Below are 19,223 nucleotides of genomic sequence, written 5' to 3' on the forward strand. Positions count from 1 at the left end.
TGTATACATACCTACGCCTCCCAATTAATTAAATTCCAGTTGCGGTCAATGAAGTTCTTCATTTCACTAGCTTTAAACAACCAGCGGCCGCCTTTACCTTTAGCCTCGATGATGAATTTATTTCGCTTCATTTCTTCATAGTCCTTTGATAGTCGAGGATTATATAGAACTCGCTCTTTAATCCAATCGAATGACCGTCCACCTAGCAAATCGCGTAAATCCTCTTTGGTCCATAACTTCCCTTGAACTTCATTAGCTTTTAAATCGTCATATTCTGATTTCTCAATGAGCTTGTAGTCATCTGGTATTTGAACCGGCATAGTTACGTTTAAAACTTGCGGCATTTTTTAACCTCCAATCTTTTCGTTAACTTTTTTAATAAGTTCCATTGGGTCTTCGTGATTGTAAACACACCAGCTAAACCACATTGTTAGCTCTGAGCTAATCTCCTCTGGAAACTCTTTGTTCATACGATTGATGTTTTCCCAATCCTTGGACGTCTTTTGCTTGTCAGGCTTAATCGCACTGGCAAACGCAGCTGCTTGAATTTCGATACGTTCTTTTTCTTGCTGCTGTTGATCGATTGTTGCGGCGAAGAGATCATCTTTTACCTTGCCATCGTCTTTGAAAGATAATGTTTCAAATTCCTGACGAGAAGCTGAGTAAATCAACTTTGGGTTGTGTAAGTATTGTGCAATCAATCTAATAGCATGAGGATCTACGCTACGTTTACCACTTGCCCACTGGCTAAGTGCTGCTTGCGTCGAATGCGCCTTATCCGCTACATCCTTCCTACGGATACCCTCAGGCAATTTTACTTAAAGCTAAAGCTAACTGATCAGCTAATCGTTTCCTTCCGTTTTCCAACGTTAATCACCTCCTTTAGTTCGTTGAAAACTTAATATTCGTTACCCCTTATGAGATAATTAGTCTCAAAGGAGGTGATAACAATGAATACAGATTTTGCAAAACAAGTCGTTGATGACTTCAATCATGATTACAATCTAGCTAAAATTTCTAATTCTGATAAAATACTGGGAATGTTTTTAGCCGACGGATCTCAAGTTATGAGTATTGCCCAAGTTCCAGACTCAAAAGTTCTAATCAGAATCTCTTATGTTAACTCAGAAAAACAAGACGTTAACAAATTCATTCATTACTCATCATTCGACGTATCAGTTATGGTTATCGGTACCAAATAGTCTTCGAAACTTTTCTTGCTTACCGGTGAACTTTCGAATGAAGAACTAACGGTTTCCAAAATTCTTTTAGCTTTCCAAATATCAACATCGTTGTCCGCTAAGATCTCCACAATCTGGCGGGCAATTTTTATGGTTTGTGTTTCTTCCATTTTTTCACCTCCCATCATTTAAAATTCCTTCGCTGCCAAAGAATATCAATCAGGACTAGAACATTTAGAATCAACACGATTACTTGTAATACGCTATCCATTTCCTCACCTCCTAGCCGTATTTCATGATTGTGTCGTAAAGTTCCGAGATGGCTGCAACCATTTCGGGACTCTTTACTTCTTTCGTCAAATCGTAGGTATAATCGATTAAAACTTGACGAAGCTCTAAAACATTTTTCGTAGTCATTAGATCACCTCCTAGCTGGGTTGCATATCCTCTGTATAACTTTTGTCAACAAAACGTTTAAAAAAAATATCGTCGATAGTAACCCCTAATTTCTTAGAAATTTTAAAAGCGGTTCTTCTTCCGACACTCTTTTTACCATTGATTATTGAAGAAATATAGCTAGCCGTAACGCCAGCTGATTTTGCAAGCTCAGTATTTCCTAGCCCTTGTGAAATCATAAGACTTTGAATTTGTTCATTGTCTTTTATGAATAGCTTGGCAGTTACTTTTTTATCCATTAAGCAACTCACCTCCCTTTACTTGATGAATTAAGTATAAATCCCTGTATAACTTTTGTCAACGTTTTTTGTAAAAAAGTTGTACAAAGCGTTTAAATAATTTTAACTTTTGTTATACTTTACATACGGGAAGGGTTGATATATATGGAAAACATAGATCCTAAAAAATTTGGAATAAAAATTAAAGAAATAAGAAATCAAAAAGGCTATTCACTACGTCAAGTATCCAATCAATCTAAGATAGATGATATGCCCGTAATTTCCCCTTCCTACTGGTCTCTAGTGGAGCGAGGAGAGCGAAATATACCTAAAATATCTACATTGAAAAGAATGGCTAAAGGTCTTCGCGTAGATGAATCTACCATTTTAAATTTAGCTGGTTTATCAGAAACTATAGATAACAACGTTCCATCTTGGGCTACCGAGAAAGACATTAACGATTTGCACGATTTCTTAGCAACCAATGGTCAGATGACCTACAAAGGAATGGATTTAAGTAAAGAGCAGCGTGAGCGCGTGGATCAAATTATCACTCAGGTTTTCTGGGAAGAACTTGAAAAGGAAAGAAAGAAGAATGAACGATAAGGATTTGGTCAATTTAGTTAAATTTTTAGGCAAACACTTTAATACATTTGATCCATTCCGAATTGCCGAAAAACTTAACATTGATATTCAATATCGCCCTTTTGATGAAAAGCCATTGGGCGACACTATCGACTTCTTTGGACGCCCTATTATTTTACTGGCTGATAGCTTAAAGTATTCTAACCAGCGCTACTTTGTGTGCGCACATGAATTAGGTCATGCAATCGAACATGCTGACATGCAGGCTTACTATGTGTCAAGCAAATTTGCATCCACTCACTATGAGGTTCAGGCTGATAAATTTGCTGTCAGCTTGTTAGGGCAGTTTTATATGGAAGAACATGGACACGTTCCGGATAACTGGATGGACCTTGTTCATACATATGGATACCCTAGTTTATAAACATGAATAGCCAACCGTTAATTCGGTTTTTTATTTAGTAAAGCATGTGAACAAATATACTATATCCCATTAATTATATTCATGAGCAAAATTATTGAATCTCATTAAAAGCTATAACATCAACCGGTTGAGGGGCCGGAACATTGGAGGTTCGCCATGGCAGGATTTTTAGATTTTGTTTTTGGAATATTTTCGATCGCTTTATTTATTTTTGGAATTTGGTGGCTTATTAAACGTAAAAATCCCGATAAGCCTCAATGGCTTGGGAAAGCAGCTCTTATTTCTTTAATCGGCGCTTTTGTATTTTATAATTTATATTCAATTACACCTGAAGGAAAAAATAAACAATCTGCTGAAGATAGACAAGAAACTCAGAAAAAAGATAAATCAACTTCTAAGAAAAAAGTTAAGCAGGAATCTCAGGCTAAAGCTGAATCTAAGAAGCAGGCTGATAAGAAAAAATTAGACAGTGAAGGAAAAACCGTCATTGAGCTATTTGATGATATGAACGATCAAGAAATTAGTAAATATAACGCTGGATTAGCTAAAGAACTATCGTCTGACCAACAAGATGCCGAAACAGTAGAAGCTTATGCATGGTCTGCATTTGTAGATACTACTGAATACGTTAAAAATAGAGGGTTCCAAGTTGATGTCACAAGCGAATTTTTAACCCTAAATGAAAAAGAACGGAAATCTGTAATTAATAGTGCTCAAAACTTCGGTACATCCGAATTCCTATTTATGGATAAAAACCTTTCTGAAGATCCAGGCTTTACTAATACCAATATTTACTATAATGGTAATAGAATTGGTCACAGCAAATTAACTGATGAATCAGATTTTAAGTGGACTGATTAATTTTGGAGGTATTAAAAATGAAAGTTGGTTATCGTAAACCTAGTTTTAAAAAGTCGTTAGCTGCTAGGACTACTGGTAAATACAAACGTAGACTAAAGCGGGCTATGAACCCCTACTATGGTAAAAAAGGGACTGGCATGATTACTAATCCTAAAAAAGCTATGTATAACAAGGTTTATAACAAAACCACTACTTCCGTTTTTGATACTTTTAAGCAACCCGCTAAGTCCCAACGAATAGAAAATACTGAAAATAATGTTTCTTTCTCTAATCGTCAAATACTTTGGGGATTCGGAGCCATCTTCGTGGTTATTTCTTTCTTCTGGGCTGGTATGGATAACTTTTGGGGATTCCTGATTGTTACCCTATTCTGCTTATACAAAATGTTTAGCTAAACTTCCCCGCTCTGGTGACTGGCAGCAGTTCGATTCTGCTGGCGGGAATTCCCCTATTTTGGGGTTTTATTTTTAACCGCAAAAGAACATATGTACCCCACAAATAGACGTTAATTTCAACAATAAAACTTAACGATTGGAGATGATAGTATGGCTAGTTACCGCAAACGTGGGAAAACATGGCAAGTGAGAGTTTCATATAAAGATATGTATGGAAATCTAAAAAGGATCGAAAAAGGTGGATTTAGAACTAAGAAAGAAGCCGAAGTGTTTTCTAGTGGATTAATTATAGATGACGCTAAAGGTAAAAATGTTGATATTAAGAAATATACTTTTGTAGAGTACTTTGAAAAATGGTACAAAACGTATAAAGCACCATCGCTTTCATATATAACTATCATGCGTTATGAGGTTATCGCTAGACAACTGAATAAATATTTCGGGAATGCACTCCTTAAAGATATTAACAGAGTAATCTACCAAAAATTCATTAATGATTATGGATCTACTCATGCTAAAGATACAGTCCATAAAATTAACTCAATAATAAGAAGTTGTATTAAGAATGCTATTCTGGACGACATAATTTACAAAGATTTTACGGAATCAGTTGTCCTAACGTATAACGAAGATAAAATAAGAAAAGTTGAATATTTAAACCTAAACGAAATTCAGCAATTAGCATCTTATTTAAACGAAAAATCATATCCAAAATATAGCACCAAACAAATAATATTAACTGGGCTTTTAACTGGGGCTAGAATTGGAGAGATACTTGCTCTAACTTGGGACGACATTAATTTTAACTTTAAAACTATATCCATCACTAAAAGTTGGGACTATAAGAAAAAGAAAGATTTTGGTAAGACCAAAACGCCCACATCAGTTAGGAAGATTAGAACTGATCCCCTGCTACTCAATGTTATTAAACAATTAAAACAAAATCATGATGTAAGTGGCAAAAATTTAGTATTTGTAGATGAAAATGGAATTTTACCCAGTCCTGATGGAGTTAATAAAACTCTGAGAGATACTCTTAAAAAACTAGGTATTATCAAGCGAGGATTTCATTTTCATTCATTACGTCATGCTCACGTTGCTTATTTACTTTCTAAACAAGTAGATATTTATGTTATTTCTAAAAGATTGGGTCATGCTTCAATTTCCGAAACTATGGATGATTATGGCTATCTTGTAGAAGAATATAAAAATCAACAAGATGATCTCGTGGAAAAAGCTCTTGATGGATTACTGCAGAAAGATAGTGATAAAAAGGAAGCAATTTAAGATACATTGTTTTTTCACAAACTTTCGAAAAAAATGTCCCAGTAATGTCCAAACTTTTTTTATGTTCTTATGTTTTCTTATGTATTTTAAATAATGGCAAAAATAAAAGAACCCTATCAAATCAACGTTTGATAAGGTTCTTTTGCTTTTCTAAAGTCTTTTAATTCATTCTATAATGCCCCGAGCAGGATTCGAACCTGTACTCGATTACTCAAACAGCGACCTGAACGCTGCGCGTCTGCCAATTCCGCCATCGGGGCAACAATAGAATAATTATACCCCAATTTTAAAGATTTGAAAAGATACTTATCTTTTTAGACTTAAAGACCAACGCACTAATTTTACTTGGATCAATTTTCATAATGATATACCCAATTAACGCCATCAATAAAGATCCGCTTACGTCGGCAATTAAGTCACCCATGGTATCCATCAGTGCCGCTCTTCCCACTAACATGTGTCCTGCTTCCATGTAACGCTGTAGGTTTAAGTTAGCTAAACCATCCATTGTGAATTCATAAAATTCCCAAAAGACTCCCAGTGTAGTGCCGAAAGTAAAGGCAAAAAAGCTCATCAATAGTGGTTCAGTTCGAGCTTTTTGGCGTCCAGCTCCTAAAACATTAAAAATTCCAAACCCTAGCCCAGCAAGCATCACTGCTGAGAATAGATGTTCATACTTGTCCCAGTAGGGCACACTGTAGAACTGCATTCCTGACCCTAAGAAAATGGATAAGTACAGGAAAATATAGAAAAAGACTAACTCGACTTCAGGAAAATAAAATCCGCCCAATTTTTCCATTACAAACGGTAAGGTGGCAATTAAAATACCAGCCCCTACCTCCATTAACAACAACTTTTGATCATGGAACTTCGGCTTTTCTTGACTATAAAACCAACCATAATAGCCAACATACCAGGCCATGGATAAAACCGTAACAATGTAAAACCAAATGCTTACTTTGTGTTCAATTTTTCTCATTCTAAGCTCCCCTTTGGAAGTAAATAATTATCTTATAATTAGTATACAACACTTGGTACTTAGAGAAACGAACGACGCCTTTAGTTAAACAGATTTTGGAAGAAGGAAACGATACTATTCCAAATGTTAGCTAAGAACCCTTCTGCTTTTTTTGCGTCTTCACTGTTGGCGAAATCACTTAAATCCGCCATCTTATCCCCAACCGAGTTAGAGATTTCATCGGCCACTTTAGAAGCATTTTTAACGTAGGACTTAGTGTTAGATACTGGTGCTTTTTGTACGTTAGCTAACGCTACCACAATATTATTAATTACAGTTACAGAAGTATCGCTCTTAATGCCCTGCTTATCTAATTCGTCTTCTAACATTTGCTTAATTTCTTCATTAGTTGCATAGTCACCATTTTTTTGGTGGTCTTCAGCTAATTCAGAAGAAACGTTTCCGACAGCTCCCATCAATTTACCAGGATACTTGTCATCACTACTATTTTGATCGATTGCTGATTGGGTAGCATCTAAAACCCCGTTGGCAGCTTGAGTATTTTGATTATCTAACGAAATGCCATCGGCAGCCAATGCCTCATAAACCCCGGTTAAGGCTGATTCACCAGAAACCGATTTGTTAGCGGTAACGGTAATAATAACATCGTTAACTCCTGCCATTGTTGCTACCATAGCATACTGCTGAGAAGTTACTTCCGTAATATTATCTTGGCCGTTAAATTTTTCAATATTAACCTTAACTCCCGTACCAGGATCAGCTGGTGCCAATGCTACTGAACTGATCATGCTAGCATCGGTAGTTCCAGCGCTGTTAATATACTTAGCATAATCAGAACCAGTCGCAGTTAAAGATTTATAGTTAGAACTTACTCCTAGTGTTTCTTTGATTTGGTCTTTGTCTTCTGATGCTAATCCTGCACCGTAAACTACGTATGGACTGGTCAGTGCTTTGGTTTGAACAGCTTCTGTACTATCCGAACTACTAGAATCAGAAGTGGCAGTAGTACTTTCAGAACTATTAGTGGTCAAAGCCGCATGAACTGGTTTAGCTACTGCAGTACCAATTCCTAGCACTGCCACCATAATTAAAAGTGCATTTGTTTTTTTCATAATTAACCCTCGCTATTACTGAAATTTGTCCTTAAGTTTAGCATTCTAATATAAATTTGTGCTATTCCTTAACGATTCTTAATCCCCGTTAAGAAAAAATGATGAATCTAATGCACGGTTAAAATCATGATTCCCATTGCAAATAAATTATTGAGAGCGTGCACTCCAATAGAAACTTGAATTTTCTGCGTTTTTACATAAGTATAGGATAATAACCACCCTAACGAAGCGTAGATTAAAAAGCTAATTACGTTAAATCCCTGTTGATGACCTAAAGAAAATAGTACCCCACTAGTAAAAATTCCCCACCATTTTGTTTTTTCACTGAAAAAAGCATTAATTAAATATCCTCTAAAAATTAGTTCTTCTAACACTGGGGAGAAAACAACTGCCGAGCATGCCATCAACCACAACGCCCAATGATTACTTTTTAAAATTTGGATAATTGCTTGGTTGTTACTAGTTTGTGTTTGTTGATAGAATAACTGGTTTATCATTCCCAATCCAATTTGAACTACCATAAATAGTAACCAAGTTAATAAAATCGTTTGAAAATCTTTAACAACCATTGGTGATTTAGGAATTTGACGAACCTGGCGAAAAGCCCAATAAGCAAACCAAACAGCTAACCCGAATCCCAAAAGATAGATAATTCCTAAAAATAAATTAGCCATATTATTCATCGATTTTAATGCAATGATTTGTACAGGTAATTGTACCATCGCAACGACGATTAATAATCCGATTAACACCATGAATCGGATACTAAAACTCCAAGACTTAACTTTCATAATTCTCCTTAAATAAAAAAGAGCTTGCGCCCTTATTTTTGTGACTTGAATTTTTGTAATAACTTAGTGAAATCAACAGTCCCTAGTCCCGTAGCCTGATTATATTTTTTACCGGGTTGACCCGTGTAATACAAATTAGAATTATTAGTTCTACTATCTAATACGGTAAAAGGTGATCCACTAGCTTCAGCGAACCGATAAATTTGTGGATTCCAAAAACCTAATCTGGTTTTGGTATTACTACTCATTACGGCACTAGCTGCCGCCACTTGAGGTGCCGCAATACTAGTTCCACCAGCGATATACCATTGACCGTTTTTCCCTGCTTTAGAAGCCGAGCTAATGTAAGTGCTATAACCAGTATTAGGATCAGCATTGACACTCAAATCAGGAACATTTCGTCCTTCTTTATTACCACTAACATTTTTAGCGGCTTTTAGTAGGTAAATGTTACCAGACTTAATTTGCCAAAGTTGCGTAGCAGCAAAAGTTCCGACACCGCTAACTCCACGCTGATATTTAGGAGTTTGATTATAGCGACTAAACCCACCACCGGTTCCGGTGAAATAGCTTGCTAACTTAGCAGACTTAGAGAAAAATTCCTGTTTTTTATAATTAGGGTACAAGAAATCAGATGACCATGCTCGTTCTTTAGTAATTTTGACCGTTTTACCGTCCACCTGATAATAGTTCGGTAACGTCGTTCCTCCGACTGCGGTTACATATGGAGAACTAGCTGGCATATCAACATTTAGAGCGGGAAATTGGCCTTCTTGAATACCATCATAGGCTCCGCTATCACCACTAGCTGTGAAGACACTGATGCCTTGTACTGCGGCTTGTGCGTATAGCATATTCATAATTTGATTATACTGTTTAGGAGTAGTACCTAATTTGATTTCAGAAGCTACCTGTTGTTCACTTTGTCCCCAGCTAATTGAAAGAGTATCAACTTTATTTTCACCAACGGCCGCAGCAACAGAGTTTACCATTCCTGTCACGTCCGAACGACCAACGTAGGCTCTAATATTAGCTTTAGGAGCAATAGCACCAGCTTGCTCTACATCCATAGTGGATTCATCATAACCATACCAGCTGCCTTTATAACCATTTGTCCGGTAAATACTAATTCGATTTTTTTTGGCTGGAATATTTTCACTACGCCAATATTTAGTAGCATCACTAGGATGGAAGTTAGCAAAAGTAATAATCCCCATAGTTCGATTATTGCCTGCATTACCATTGTTATATAGACCATCTAAATTGTATTGGGCAATAAATTTCTGTGGAGAATCTGAGCTAGTAATACTGGTGGCACGTTTATGAATCACTTGTGGTTGATATTGCCCCTTGGTTTTAGCTCTTACGCTATCAGACATTGATCCATAGTTAGATAAACCAAAAATAGCCATCGTACTTTTTTGTAATTTAGCAGGTAATTTAGGTGTCCCCTTAGCCTTTTGATAAGAATTGCCATGTGATTTAACATTATACAGTTTTACCTTAAATGCTCGTTCAATATTTTTAGTGGAACCCTTTACTGTCATTACCAGGTTACCTCTATAAACTCCGGCACTTAAATGATATTTTTTAAGGTATTTTTTTATCGCATTTACTTTAGTAGTAGATTGACCGTACTTATTAGCTACTTGTTGAGAAGTAAGGTATTTATGATAATTTTTACTACTTGGAGTAACCACTTGATAAGCATAACTCCCCATGGCAGACTGGCTCTTAGGTTTTAGTACAATATCTACTAACTGACTTTTAGAAGCACTTACCGCCTTATAGGTGGTTTTAGCGCTAGCAGTCATTTCTGCTCCGGTTAAGGTAATTAGCGTCAAAAAGGCTGTCGCTACTAGTTTAAAGCCTGTCTGTTTTTTCATCCCCGTCATCTCCCTGTTGTTTAGCAACTAATTCTTTTTTTCTATCAATTTTCATAAAAATGTGAATCAAAATTGGGGTGAAGATTACCCGAATAACCCCAATTATTAGTAACCATATCAAAATAAACATCAACATACCAATATCAAAATTGATAGTAACGTAAATCATTATTAATACTAACAATAGTGAAACCACTACTGCTACAGGCAAACCCCATTTTTTCATCTTTTCACTCTCACACATATTATTCATATGTATCTTACCATAGCTGTCTTAAAAAAGACTGTTGTTATAGAGTTATTTTCAGTGTTTAATATATATGACATCAAAAAAATATTTTGTAACATTGGAGGAGTTATTGTGTTAAAAGAATTTAAAGAATTCATTGCCCGCGGCAACGTTATTGATTTAGCAGTCGGGGTTATTATTGGGAGTGCTTTTACTGCCATAGTTACTTCGCTTACTAATAACTTAATTAACCCTTTGATCGGTTTGTTCTTGGGTAAAATTGACCTATCCAACTTAGTATTTAAAGTTGGTGATGCAACATTTAAATACGGATTATTTATTAATGCCATTATTAATTTCTTAATTATTGCCTTCGTTGTTTTTCTCTTAGTTAAAGCCATTAATTCCTTAATGCCTAAAAAAGAAGAACCGGTTTCACCAGAAACTACCGAAAGTATTCTCTCTGACATTAGAGAACTATTAAAAAATCAAGATCAATCCAATAAATAATTTTCAGCCACCTACATTTTAGGTGGCTTTTTTATTTCAAATACTAATTAATTGCGCTTATTTTCACATTGATTTAAGATTGGGACAGAAGACTTAACTTCTTAAATAACAAGGGGGTTAATTGCATGAAAACATTTGCAATCAGGACACGTGATGGAGCTTTAGAGTTAAATTATTCAGAAAATAATAATCAAGCTCCCTTTCGTAAATTTGTCATTGCTTATAACGATCAGCTTTCAATTGGTGATAATTTAGAAAATATCAAATCCGTTTTAACCGGATTACCAATTGACGCTGCCATCATCGAAAATTCACTGAACTATTCTTTTTCCGATACGGTTATAGGAATTAATCATCAAAGAATCGATATTGGTTTAGCGTTAGCTAACATGTTAAACGTCCCTACCGTTAGTTTAACAGCCATTGATAAATATGGTTTAGCCAAAGCCGTTCAGCAAAAAGCTGACTATTTAAAATGGCATTTAGATTACTACGGAGAATATTCTGGTAAGCGCAATTACGGTCAAGAAGCTATGTTAACAATTGGAAATGGTTTCTTTGGTTTACGCGGTGCTTACGTTGAGGCTAATGCAGATGCCGATAATTATCCCGGCATGTACATAGCAGGTATGTTCAACCAATTAACTACCAAGATCAATGGTCGTGACGTTATTAATGAAGACCTAGTTAATCTGCCCAATAGTCAATTTATTAGTTTTGGAGTTGATCATCAAAAGCCGTTTACAATTGCTCCTGCCGACATCTCAGATATTTATCGCAGCCTGGACTTAAAAACGGGAACGCTAACCACTACTATGAATCTTCAACTAAGTACTGGCCAATTATTAGAAATTAGAGCCACCAAGGCTGCTAATATGACCAATTGGCATCGATTTGCCATTAAATACGAAATAAAGCCTCTTAATTTTGCCGGTAGTCTCCAAATTTATTCAGCCATTGATGGTCAAGTAATTAACGGTAACGTGGAACGTTATCAAGATTTTGATCAACATCACCTAGACATTACTGGAATGGCTGCTCATGAAAATGCAATCTCACTAAGTGGCCAAACTAAAACGTCTAAAATTCAGTTTGCCATTAATTCTAAGGTTACGGGTGATGAAATGGTTACAACCGATGCTGTCACTGCCACTACTACCGAGCAAAAAATTACTCAAACCATTGATTTAAATGTGCAACCTGGTCAAACCTACACCGTTACCAAAGATGTCAGCATTTTTACCAGCCTGGAATCTAATGGTAACTTAGAACAATTAGCCACTGATGATCTAAGCCAGGCTTCCTTTGCTGATACCTTAGCTGATAGCACTAAATATTGGCAAAACTTGTGGAATACTTCTGATATCCAAATTGGTAACGATATTACTAGTCAAAAATTAACCCGGGTTAATATCTATCATCTCTTCGTAACGGCCTCGGCTTTACAGTCTGGCCAATTAGATGCCTCAGTTGGTGCTCGGGGGTTACATGGTGAGGCATACCGGGGACATATCTTCTGGGACGAAATGTTTGTCTTGCCCTATTATGATCTTCATTATCCAGAAATCACTAGACAAGCTCTCCTCTATCGATATCGTCGACTAACTGCTGCACGTAAATACGCTCAATCAGAAAATAAAAAGGGAGCGATGTACCCTTGGCAATCCGGAATGTATGGTGATGAACAATCTCAATTTGTTCATTTAAATCCAGTCAATAACGCTTGGGATCCTGATAACAGTCGCTTACAACGTCATGTATCTATCTCTGTTGCTTATAATATTTTGGCCTATTGTAATATTACTGGCGATAAGCAATTTATGAAAGATTATGGTTTAGAAATGTTACTTTCCATTTGTCAATTCTGGGTTAGCATGACTAGCTATGATAAAAAAGCTGACCGTTTTGATATCAAGGAAGTGATGGGACCAGATGAATTTCATGAAGAATATCCTAACAGTGATGAACGTGGTTTAACCAACAATGCCTACACCAACATTATGGTATCGTGGTTATTTACCAAAATGAAGCAGTTACTCCAACAAATTGATCCCGACATTATTCATACTGCAGCTCAAAAGGCAGATATTAGTCCAGAATTAAGGAATCAAATGAACCAAATTAGTCACAAATTACGTTTAGATGTCAATGAAGATGGTATTATTGGCCAATTTCAAGGTTACTTCAAACTGTCCAGGTTAAATTTTGAAGCTTACCGGCAAAAATATGGTGATATCTCCAGAATTGATCGACTTCTTAAAGGTGAAGGTAAAACACCAGATGCTTATCAAGTGGCTAAACAAGCTGATACATTAATGGCTTACTATGAAATTCCCAAATCAGATGTAGAAACCATTATTAGAGATCTGGGTTATGAACTTCCTGCTGACTACTATTCTAAAAACTTACGCTTCTATTTAGACAGAACCACACATGGTTCCACACTGTCTAGAATTGTTTATTCAGTCTTAGACGAAATTGACAATAATATGGATCAGTCTTGGCACCTATTCTCAACGGCCCTGTTCTCAGACTACTATGATATTCAAGGTGGAACTACTGCAGAAGGGATTCATTTAGGTGTTATGGGAGCTACGTTACAAATTGAGACTAGAAATTATGGTGGTGTGAACGTTACCGGCAAAACTATTACAATTACCCCTCACCTGCCACAAAATTGGACCAACATTAAGTTTAAAGAACAGGTACGTGGAATTTGGTATCAATATCAAATTGATCACCATAAAGTTATAGTTACAGCCAATCAAGATAGTCAGGTAATTGTGGGAGGTACCAACTACAACTTAACCAAAAATAAACCAGTGACTATTAAATACAAATAAATATTGGAGGAATAATTATGGCTAAATTCAATGATATTAAGGGATTTATTTTCGATCTAGATGGCGTTATTACGGACACGGCTCGGTTTCACACCCAAGCTTGGCATCAATTAGCCGATAAGGTAGGAGCTCCTTGGTCTCAAGATCTTGAAGACGGCTTAAAGGGTGTTAGCCGAATGGATTCACTAGAAATGATTCTTAATGCAGGTGGCCTAGCAAATAATTACTCCGCTGAAGAAAAAGAAGACTTAGCCACCGAAAAAAATACTAACTACCTAGCCCTTGTTGACCAAATGACTCCGGCTGATATTTTACCAGGAATCAAAGAATTTTTAGATAGTTTAAGAGCTAATCATTATGCAATTGCCTTAGCTTCCGCTTCTAAAAATGGCCCTCGGGTATTAGGTAAGTTGGACTTAACCGATTATTTTCCAACTATCGTGGACCCTGCTACCCTTTCTAAGGGTAAACCCGATCCAGAAATCTACGTTAAAGGGGCTGAAGCATTAAATCTTAATCCCGCACAATGTATTGGTGTGGAGGATGCCGCAGCAGGTGTCGAAGCCATTAATGGTGCTGGTGAAACTTCTGTTGGAATTGGTTCTGCCAAGTTACTCCACGAAGCGGATATCGTTTTTCCAGATACTAAAGAATTAACATTGGCTAACATTCAAAAAGCTATGGACTAAATAATAAGGCCTCCAGGAAAAATCCTGAGGGCCTTTTATTTAATAGTTATTTAATTAAGCCATAATGTCTAAGACCAGTGCTAATTCCATCTTCCATATTGGAATCAGTAATGTAGTCGGCCTTTGCTTTTGCCTCTGGATGGCCATTACCCATGGCAACCGCATAATCAACTTGATCAAACATTTGTAAATCATTTAGTTGATCCCCAAAGGCGTAAGTTGGAACGTTTTCTAGTCCTAAGGTGTTAAGCAGGACTTTAATGCCAGTTTGTTTAGAGACCCCCCACTTCATAGTATCCAAAGCTCTGGGATTGTTTCTAACTAATGACAAACGACCGGCAAATTTTTCTTGATATAACTGATCTTTATCATAATTAAAAACATTGACGAAATTTACTTCGTTAGTTTGGTAAAAACTGGGATCTACTTTAGCATTCAGTCGAAGTAAGCGATAATTTTCCCGAGTCATCTCATTGGCAGCAGTTAATGCAAACTTCCGATTGTTATAAAATGCTAATACATCGCCTTGTTCGGCCGCAAATTGAATTAGTTCTTCTAATAACGGCTTTTTAATTTCTTCAGCCTTTAACTTTTTGCCCTCATATTGGACGTAGCTGCCGTTGGCACTGATAATAGTGTCAATTCCAGCCTGATCCATAACATATTGAATTTCAAAAATATTTCTACCAGTCGAGATCACCGGCAAAATATTGTTGTGCTTTAATTGTTGAACCGCATCAATATTTTCTGCCGGGACGTTCTTATCATTATCTAAAAAAGTTCCATCTAAATCAAAAAAAACAACTGCTTGATACATTCCCTTACCTCCCATATGTTTAATAACTTCATTGTACTACAACTCTTTTTAAGAACGACTCCATATGAATTTGAAAAACTAAAAAAGCCCCTAACCAAGTAAGGTTAAGGACTCAAAATTATATATATTGCAAGTATAAGCGTTGTTCATGACACCTACCTAGCACAAGATGACTTCGCAACAAAAACACAGGTCGCAATCCCGTAGTTACAATAACCATCTTTTTACAGAATATAAATTTGCCTCCAATTTGTCAAATGAAAAATAGTAATTTCTTGATGATTAATTGCTGAAAATTTAATCCTAAATAATCTTAGAATTTAATTTCCAGCAGGAAGTCGGTCTGATAATTGAACTTCATAAACTATTACCAAATAATACATGTGGGGTCACTCAAATTATGCTACACTATATATTGTTAATTTTTACAAAAGAGGGGCTATCATGGTGATAATTACAGCAGGAATGATCGGTGTCGGCAAAACTACTCTAACGGGAAAAATTGCTGAACACTTAGGAACACAAGCATTTTTCGAACCAGTTGGCGAAAATCCAGTTCTACCACTTTATTACTCAGATCCAAAGCAATACGGATTTTTGTTACAGATTTACTTCTTAAATAAACGATTTGCAATGATCAAAAAGGCGTTGGATGATGACAATAACGTTTTAGATCGTTCCATTTACGAAGATGCACTGTTCACTCGTGAAAATAATGCTGAAGGTAATATCACTGATACAGAATTATCAGTTTACCTCCAGTTACTTGATAACATGATGACCGAATTAGATGAATTACCTAAAAAGGCACCAGATTTGTTAGTATACGCTGATAGTGATTTTGACACTATTCAATACCGGATTAAAAAACGTGGTCGTTCATATGAACAATTCGATGATAATCCCGGATTAAAGAATTACTACTACAAAATGTGGTCAGCCTATAAAAAATGGTTTGATGAATATGATGTTAGCCCTAAAATTAGGGTTGACCTACAAAAATATGACCTTTCTAAACCGGACAACGTTGACATCGTCTTAGGCCAAATTGATAATGCTTTAACTGAATTAAGATAATAAAAAACGCCCAGAATTATTCTGAGCGTTTTTTATTATGCTTGCGAATGATCATGAACAACAAAAACATCACACTGGGCATTACGAATAACATAATCGGCTGTTGAACCAAGCATCATTCGACCTACTAGGTTAACACCGGTTGCCCCTACCACAATTAAATCTACATTATGCTGGGTCGCTATACCGTTAGCCAATTCACCACGAGGATCTCCTAAAGTGATAACGGACTTTGCATCAACTCCTGCATCAGTAGCTCGTTGAACATAACGCTGAACCATGGTATTAACTTCATTTTTAACTCGATTAACTTGATCCGGCGTGGCAGCTCCAAAACCCAAAATAGCCTTTTTAGAAACTCCCATAATCTCGCGGTCGTTAATTACCGAGGCGATAATTAATTGAGCTTCGTCTGCTTTAGCCATCATAATTGCTCGATTAACTGCCAAGTTAGCGGTTTGCGATTGATCCACTCCCACTAATATCCGGTTATAGTTCTTAAGTGTTGATTTCGTCATCATAATCCCCGCCTTTCAGTGGTTACTGTAATGCTAAATCGTGAATTGCTTGTCCATAAATTGCCATCGCCTTAGTTAAATCAGCAACTGGTTGGAATTCATTGGCTTGGTGCATACTGTCTTCAGTCCATGGGAAGAGCGCTCCAAAGGCTACTCCTCGTTTCATTAGTCGACCATAAGTACCACCACCAACTACTTCTGGTTCAGCATCAGCAATGCCGGTTTGTTCCCGATAAACGTTAATTAACGTTTGTACAATTGGATCTTGAGGGTCAACGTAATGAGGTACTTTTTCAGAGATTTGCTTAACAGAGCCGTTAAGTGCTGTAACTGCTTTTTCTAACGCTGCCATAATTTCTTTAGGTCCGATTCCCTTAGGATAACGGAAGTTAGTATTGATAAATCCGCCAGCTTCTTGATCAAACTTCATGATGCCGACATTCATAGTTAAATCGCCCATGATATCGTCTGTGTAGTTAGTTCCTAACTTGTTAGCTCTGGAATCATCATGTAGTTTGTCGGCAATAAAACTAACAAAGCTATTAGCATCCCCTTGCAAACCTAGTTGGTTCAAGAATGTTGCTAGATAAGTCCCACTGTTAACTCCGTTTCTAGGTTCCATTCCGTGAGCTGCCTTACCAACAACATGCAAGTTAATGCCATCAGCAGAAAGTTCAGATTCACCTTCAATTTCGTTAGCAGCCACAAAAGTTTCAAATTGTTCTGAAATTGCTTCAGCATTAGTAGTATTCAAAGTTGCTTCAGCATCTCGAGGAACCATATTTTCTCTTAAGCCAGAATCAAAAGAAACTAATTCTACATCACCGCCATTAGTAGTACCAAAGGTAGTAATGAATGAAGCCATCCCTTTTTCGCCATTAATTAATGGGAATTCAGCATCTGGTGAGAAGCCAAAGGTTGGAGCTGGTTCAACTTCAAAGTAATGGGTCATCCCAGTCCATTGACTTTCTTCATCGGTTCCTAAAATCAACCGAATCTTGATATTTGGCTTGATATTAGCGTCTTTTAACATCTTAAGCCCATAATAAGCTGCCAACCCAGGACCTTTATCATCTGAAGTTCCCCGGCCATAAGCAATTCCGTCTTTTACCGTTAATTGGAACGGATCAGTGTCCCAACCAGCACCAGCAGGCATTACATCTACGTGAGACAAGATAGCTAACGTTTCGTCTCCTTCGCCATATTCAATGTAACCAGCCAAGTTATCTAAATTTTTAGTCACAAAACCATCGCGTTCACCAAATGCTAGGAATTGTTGTAAGGCTTTAGCAGGACCTTCACCTAGTGGGTACTGATCAGTAGCATTATCATCATCACGCACACTAGGAATTGCAATTAATGCTTTTAAATCTGCTAAATATTGATCTTGATAGCCTTCAGCTAATTGTTGCCAATTTTGTGTCATATCGAATCCTCCAAATAATTTATTAAAACTAGTTTAGCACATTCGTTTCTCCTTGTGGTTAATAGAAATTCGAACTGATGCTATAATAACGATAACAGGAGGGATATTATGATTAAACTAACCGATCAAATTCTAACCGAAACGATTCGTAAACGACCTTTAGATAGTTATAAAGGAACGTATGGAAAAGTAGTTTTAATTGGTGGTAATCACAATTTTGGCGGGGCCATCATTATGGCTTCCCTAGCTACCGTCTACTCAGGAGCTGGTTTAACCACCACCATCACTGATGCCAGTAATCAAACTAGCTTACATAATTGGTTACCAGAGGCCATGTTTGCGGATATTAATGACCTAGAACAACTCACCCAATTAGTATTATCTGCCGATGTTATCGTGATTGGTCCCGGTTTAGGAACAGATGCTAAGGCGCTCACCGTTTTACAATTAGTCTTAAAGTTGGTTACCTTAAAACAAACGCTAATAATTGATGGTTCCGCCATTACCCTAATCGCTAACCATCGATTAATTATCCCTCAAACTAAATACACCGTTTTAACTCCGCATCAAATGGAATGGCAACGAATTTCTGGAATTGCTATTAAAGATCAACATCCCGATCAAAATTGGTTGGTAGCCCACCAGTTAGGAGCTACGGTAGTTTTAAAATCACACCAAACTGAAATTTACACCGATACTAAAATTTACCAAAACACTGCTGGGACTCCTGCTCAAGCAACTGGTGGTATGGGTGATACTTTGGCTGGCATGATTGGCGGCTTTTGTGCTCAGTTTGCTAATCAAGACAACGCCGTTTTAGCCGCAGTATTTTCCCACAGTGCGATTGCTGATCAATTAGCTCAAAGCCAATACGTGGTCCTTCCACACCAGATTAGTCAGCAAATTCCCCAATTCATGGCCAAATACGCAAAATAAAAA

General features: G+C 36.8%; 22 protein-coding genes, 1 tRNA gene and 1 pseudogene. 11 read left to right on the forward strand and 13 right to left on the reverse strand.

Annotated features, from left to right (window positions below; all coding sequences use genetic code 11):
- Positions 1-11 precede the first annotated feature (11 nt).
- Together OXT66_RS05855 and OXT66_RS05860 are read right to left on the reverse strand one after the other, a co-directional pair.
- Positions 12-344: a DUF771 domain-containing protein gene (locus OXT66_RS05855; protein ID WP_268596455.1), complete on the reverse strand. Its 333-nt coding sequence runs from the start codon at positions 342-344 to the stop codon at positions 12-14.
- A 3-nt stretch (positions 345-347) separates the two neighbouring features.
- On the reverse strand, positions 348-812 hold the full coding sequence (locus OXT66_RS05860; RefSeq protein ID WP_268596456.1) for a helix-turn-helix domain-containing protein: 465 nt from the start codon (positions 810-812) through the stop codon (positions 348-350).
- A 138-nt stretch (positions 813-950) separates the two neighbouring features.
- Between OXT66_RS05860 and OXT66_RS05865 the strand changes: the two genes are divergently transcribed.
- Entirely contained in the window at positions 951-1,202 is a 252-nt protein-coding gene (locus OXT66_RS05865) for a hypothetical protein (RefSeq protein ID WP_268596457.1), read from the forward strand.
- A gap of 261 nt (positions 1,203-1,463) precedes the next feature.
- Here OXT66_RS05865 and OXT66_RS05870 read toward each other — a convergent pair whose 3' ends face one another.
- A complete protein-coding gene (locus OXT66_RS05870) occupies positions 1,464-1,598 on the reverse strand; it encodes a hypothetical protein (protein WP_268596458.1) in 135 nt (44 codons plus the stop codon).
- Positions 1,599-1,609: 11 nt separating this feature from the next.
- The gene (locus OXT66_RS05875; protein WP_268596459.1) at positions 1,610-1,876 is read right to left on the reverse strand and encodes a helix-turn-helix transcriptional regulator; all 267 of its coding nucleotides are present in this window, start codon (positions 1,874-1,876) and stop codon (positions 1,610-1,612) included.
- Positions 1,877-2,020: 144 nt separating this feature from the next.
- Here OXT66_RS05875 and OXT66_RS05880 point away from each other — a divergent pair, with 144 nt between their 5' ends.
- The 5 genes and pseudogenes from OXT66_RS05880 (at position 2,021) to OXT66_RS05900 (ending at position 5,407) form a co-directional block, all read left to right on the forward strand.
- Positions 2,021-2,461, forward strand: coding sequence for a helix-turn-helix domain-containing protein (locus OXT66_RS05880; RefSeq protein ID WP_268596460.1), 441 nt, complete (start codon positions 2,021-2,023; stop codon positions 2,459-2,461).
- Positions 2,451-2,864: an ImmA/IrrE family metallo-endopeptidase gene (locus tag OXT66_RS05885; RefSeq protein ID WP_268596461.1), complete on the forward strand. Its 414-nt coding sequence runs from the start codon at positions 2,451-2,453 to the stop codon at positions 2,862-2,864. Before OXT66_RS05880 ends, OXT66_RS05885 begins: the two co-directional genes overlap by 11 nt.
- Positions 2,865-3,020: 156 nt before the next feature.
- Positions 3,021-3,725: a hypothetical protein gene (locus OXT66_RS05890; protein ID WP_268596462.1), complete on the forward strand. Its 705-nt coding sequence runs from the start codon at positions 3,021-3,023 to the stop codon at positions 3,723-3,725.
- Between the two features lie 17 nt (positions 3,726-3,742).
- Positions 3,743-3,940, forward strand: a pseudogene (locus tag OXT66_RS05895) (hypothetical protein); the annotation flags it as partial.
- A 330-nt stretch (positions 3,941-4,270) separates the two neighbouring features.
- A complete protein-coding gene (locus OXT66_RS05900) occupies positions 4,271-5,407 on the forward strand; it encodes a tyrosine-type recombinase/integrase (RefSeq protein ID WP_268596463.1) in 1,137 nt (378 codons plus the stop codon).
- A 176-nt stretch (positions 5,408-5,583) separates the two neighbouring features.
- Here OXT66_RS05900 and OXT66_RS05905 read toward each other — a convergent pair.
- From OXT66_RS05905 to OXT66_RS05930, 6 genes are all read right to left on the reverse strand, one after another.
- Positions 5,584-5,667 (reverse strand) — tRNA-Leu (locus OXT66_RS05905).
- A gap of 26 nt (positions 5,668-5,693) precedes the next feature.
- Complete coding sequence (locus OXT66_RS05910; RefSeq protein ID WP_268596464.1) at positions 5,694-6,386, reverse strand: hypothetical protein; 693 nt, start codon at positions 6,384-6,386, stop codon at positions 5,694-5,696.
- Positions 6,387-6,466: 80 nt separating this feature from the next.
- Positions 6,467-7,498 (reverse strand): DUF1002 domain-containing protein, encoded by a 1,032-nt coding sequence (locus tag OXT66_RS05915; RefSeq protein ID WP_268596465.1) that lies wholly within the window; start codon positions 7,496-7,498, stop codon positions 6,467-6,469.
- 107 nt (positions 7,499-7,605) lie between these two features.
- Entirely contained in the window at positions 7,606-8,289 is a 684-nt protein-coding gene (locus OXT66_RS05920) for a CPBP family intramembrane glutamic endopeptidase (RefSeq protein WP_268596466.1), read from the reverse strand.
- 32 nt (positions 8,290-8,321) lie between these two features.
- Entirely contained in the window at positions 8,322-10,175 is a 1,854-nt protein-coding gene (locus tag OXT66_RS05925; RefSeq protein ID WP_268596467.1) for a S53 family peptidase, read from the reverse strand.
- Positions 10,153-10,401, reverse strand: coding sequence for a hypothetical protein (locus OXT66_RS05930; protein WP_268596468.1), 249 nt, complete (start codon positions 10,399-10,401; stop codon positions 10,153-10,155). The genes OXT66_RS05925 and OXT66_RS05930 overlap by 23 nt, the downstream gene beginning before the upstream one ends.
- Positions 10,402-10,536: 135 nt before the next feature.
- Here OXT66_RS05930 and mscL point away from each other — a divergent pair, with 135 nt between their 5' ends.
- The 3 genes from mscL (at position 10,537) to pgmB (ending at position 14,446) form a co-directional block, all read left to right on the forward strand.
- Complete coding sequence (gene mscL / locus OXT66_RS05935; protein ID WP_268596469.1) at positions 10,537-10,914, forward strand: large-conductance mechanosensitive channel protein MscL; 378 nt, start codon at positions 10,537-10,539, stop codon at positions 10,912-10,914.
- A 125-nt stretch (positions 10,915-11,039) separates the two neighbouring features.
- Positions 11,040-13,757 carry a glycoside hydrolase family 65 protein gene (locus OXT66_RS05940; RefSeq protein WP_268596470.1) on the forward strand — a complete coding sequence of 906 codons (2,718 nt, stop codon included), beginning with the start codon at positions 11,040-11,042 and terminating at the stop codon, positions 13,755-13,757.
- Between the two features lie 17 nt (positions 13,758-13,774).
- Positions 13,775-14,446 carry a beta-phosphoglucomutase gene (pgmB, locus tag OXT66_RS05945; RefSeq protein ID WP_268596471.1) on the forward strand — a complete coding sequence of 224 codons (672 nt, stop codon included), beginning with the start codon at positions 13,775-13,777 and terminating at the stop codon, positions 14,444-14,446.
- Positions 14,447-14,492: 46 nt separating this feature from the next.
- Here the strand turns inward: pgmB and OXT66_RS05950 are convergent, their stop codons facing one another.
- Entirely contained in the window at positions 14,493-15,263 is a 771-nt protein-coding gene (locus OXT66_RS05950) for a Cof-type HAD-IIB family hydrolase (RefSeq protein ID WP_268596472.1), read from the reverse strand.
- Positions 15,264-15,707: 444 nt separating this feature from the next.
- Here OXT66_RS05950 and OXT66_RS05955 point away from each other — a divergent pair, with 444 nt between their 5' ends.
- A complete protein-coding gene (locus tag OXT66_RS05955) occupies positions 15,708-16,340 on the forward strand; it encodes a deoxynucleoside kinase (RefSeq protein ID WP_268596473.1) in 633 nt (210 codons plus the stop codon).
- Positions 16,341-16,375: 35 nt separating this feature from the next.
- Here the strand turns inward: OXT66_RS05955 and OXT66_RS05960 are convergent, their stop codons facing one another.
- Entirely contained in the window at positions 16,376-16,861 is a 486-nt protein-coding gene (locus OXT66_RS05960) for a universal stress protein (protein ID WP_268596474.1), read from the reverse strand.
- Positions 16,862-16,880: 19 nt separating this feature from the next.
- Positions 16,881-18,284 carry a dipeptidase PepV gene (pepV, locus tag OXT66_RS05965; protein ID WP_268596475.1) on the reverse strand — a complete coding sequence of 468 codons (1,404 nt, stop codon included), beginning with the start codon at positions 18,282-18,284 and terminating at the stop codon, positions 16,881-16,883.
- A 108-nt stretch (positions 18,285-18,392) separates the two neighbouring features.
- On the opposite strand from pepV, the gene OXT66_RS05970 reads away from it, so the two are divergent.
- Positions 18,393-19,220 carry an NAD(P)H-hydrate dehydratase gene (locus OXT66_RS05970; RefSeq protein ID WP_268596476.1) on the forward strand — a complete coding sequence of 276 codons (828 nt, stop codon included), beginning with the start codon at positions 18,393-18,395 and terminating at the stop codon, positions 19,218-19,220.
- The last annotated feature ends 3 nt before the right edge of the window (positions 19,221-19,223 follow it).

The organism is Lentilactobacillus senioris, from assembly GCF_026798195.1.
In the GTDB taxonomy this organism is placed as follows: Bacteria; Bacillota; Bacilli; order Lactobacillales; family Lactobacillaceae; genus Lentilactobacillus; species Lentilactobacillus senioris_A.

Coding starts and splice junctions, on each gene's coding strand:
- OXT66_RS05855 (WP_268596455.1), bottom strand. CDS start 344: ATGCCGCAAGTTTTAAACGTAACTATGCCGGTTCAAATACCAGATGAC.
- pgmB (WP_268596471.1), top strand. CDS start 13,775: ATGGCTAAATTCAATGATATTAAGGGATTTATTTTCGATCTAGATGGC.
- OXT66_RS05880 (WP_268596460.1), top strand. CDS start 2,021: ATGGAAAACATAGATCCTAAAAAATTTGGAATAAAAATTAAAGAAATA.
- OXT66_RS05870 (WP_268596458.1), bottom strand. CDS start 1,598: ATGACTACGAAAAATGTTTTAGAGCTTCGTCAAGTTTTAATCGATTAT.
- OXT66_RS05955 (WP_268596473.1), top strand. CDS start 15,708: ATGGTGATAATTACAGCAGGAATGATCGGTGTCGGCAAAACTACTCTA.
- OXT66_RS05960 (WP_268596474.1), bottom strand. CDS start 16,861: ATGATGACGAAATCAACACTTAAGAACTATAACCGGATATTAGTGGGA.
- pepV (WP_268596475.1), bottom strand. CDS start 18,284: ATGACACAAAATTGGCAACAATTAGCTGAAGGCTATCAAGATCAATAT.
- OXT66_RS05940 (WP_268596470.1), top strand. CDS start 11,040: ATGAAAACATTTGCAATCAGGACACGTGATGGAGCTTTAGAGTTAAAT.
- OXT66_RS05950 (WP_268596472.1), bottom strand. CDS start 15,263: ATGTATCAAGCAGTTGTTTTTTTTGATTTAGATGGAACTTTTTTAGAT.
- OXT66_RS05865 (WP_268596457.1), top strand. CDS start 951: ATGAATACAGATTTTGCAAAACAAGTCGTTGATGACTTCAATCATGAT.
- OXT66_RS05925 (WP_268596467.1), bottom strand. CDS start 10,175: ATGAAAAAACAGACAGGCTTTAAACTAGTAGCGACAGCCTTTTTGACG.
- OXT66_RS05890 (WP_268596462.1), top strand. CDS start 3,021: ATGGCAGGATTTTTAGATTTTGTTTTTGGAATATTTTCGATCGCTTTA.
- OXT66_RS05915 (WP_268596465.1), bottom strand. CDS start 7,498: ATGAAAAAAACAAATGCACTTTTAATTATGGTGGCAGTGCTAGGAATT.
- OXT66_RS05930 (WP_268596468.1), bottom strand. CDS start 10,401: ATGAAAAAATGGGGTTTGCCTGTAGCAGTAGTGGTTTCACTATTGTTA.
- OXT66_RS05900 (WP_268596463.1), top strand. CDS start 4,271: ATGGCTAGTTACCGCAAACGTGGGAAAACATGGCAAGTGAGAGTTTCA.
- OXT66_RS05885 (WP_268596461.1), top strand. CDS start 2,451: ATGAACGATAAGGATTTGGTCAATTTAGTTAAATTTTTAGGCAAACAC.
- OXT66_RS05920 (WP_268596466.1), bottom strand. CDS start 8,289: ATGAAAGTTAAGTCTTGGAGTTTTAGTATCCGATTCATGGTGTTAATC.
- OXT66_RS05910 (WP_268596464.1), bottom strand. CDS start 6,386: ATGAGAAAAATTGAACACAAAGTAAGCATTTGGTTTTACATTGTTACG.
- OXT66_RS05970 (WP_268596476.1), top strand. CDS start 18,393: ATGATTAAACTAACCGATCAAATTCTAACCGAAACGATTCGTAAACGA.
- OXT66_RS05875 (WP_268596459.1), bottom strand. CDS start 1,876: ATGGATAAAAAAGTAACTGCCAAGCTATTCATAAAAGACAATGAACAA.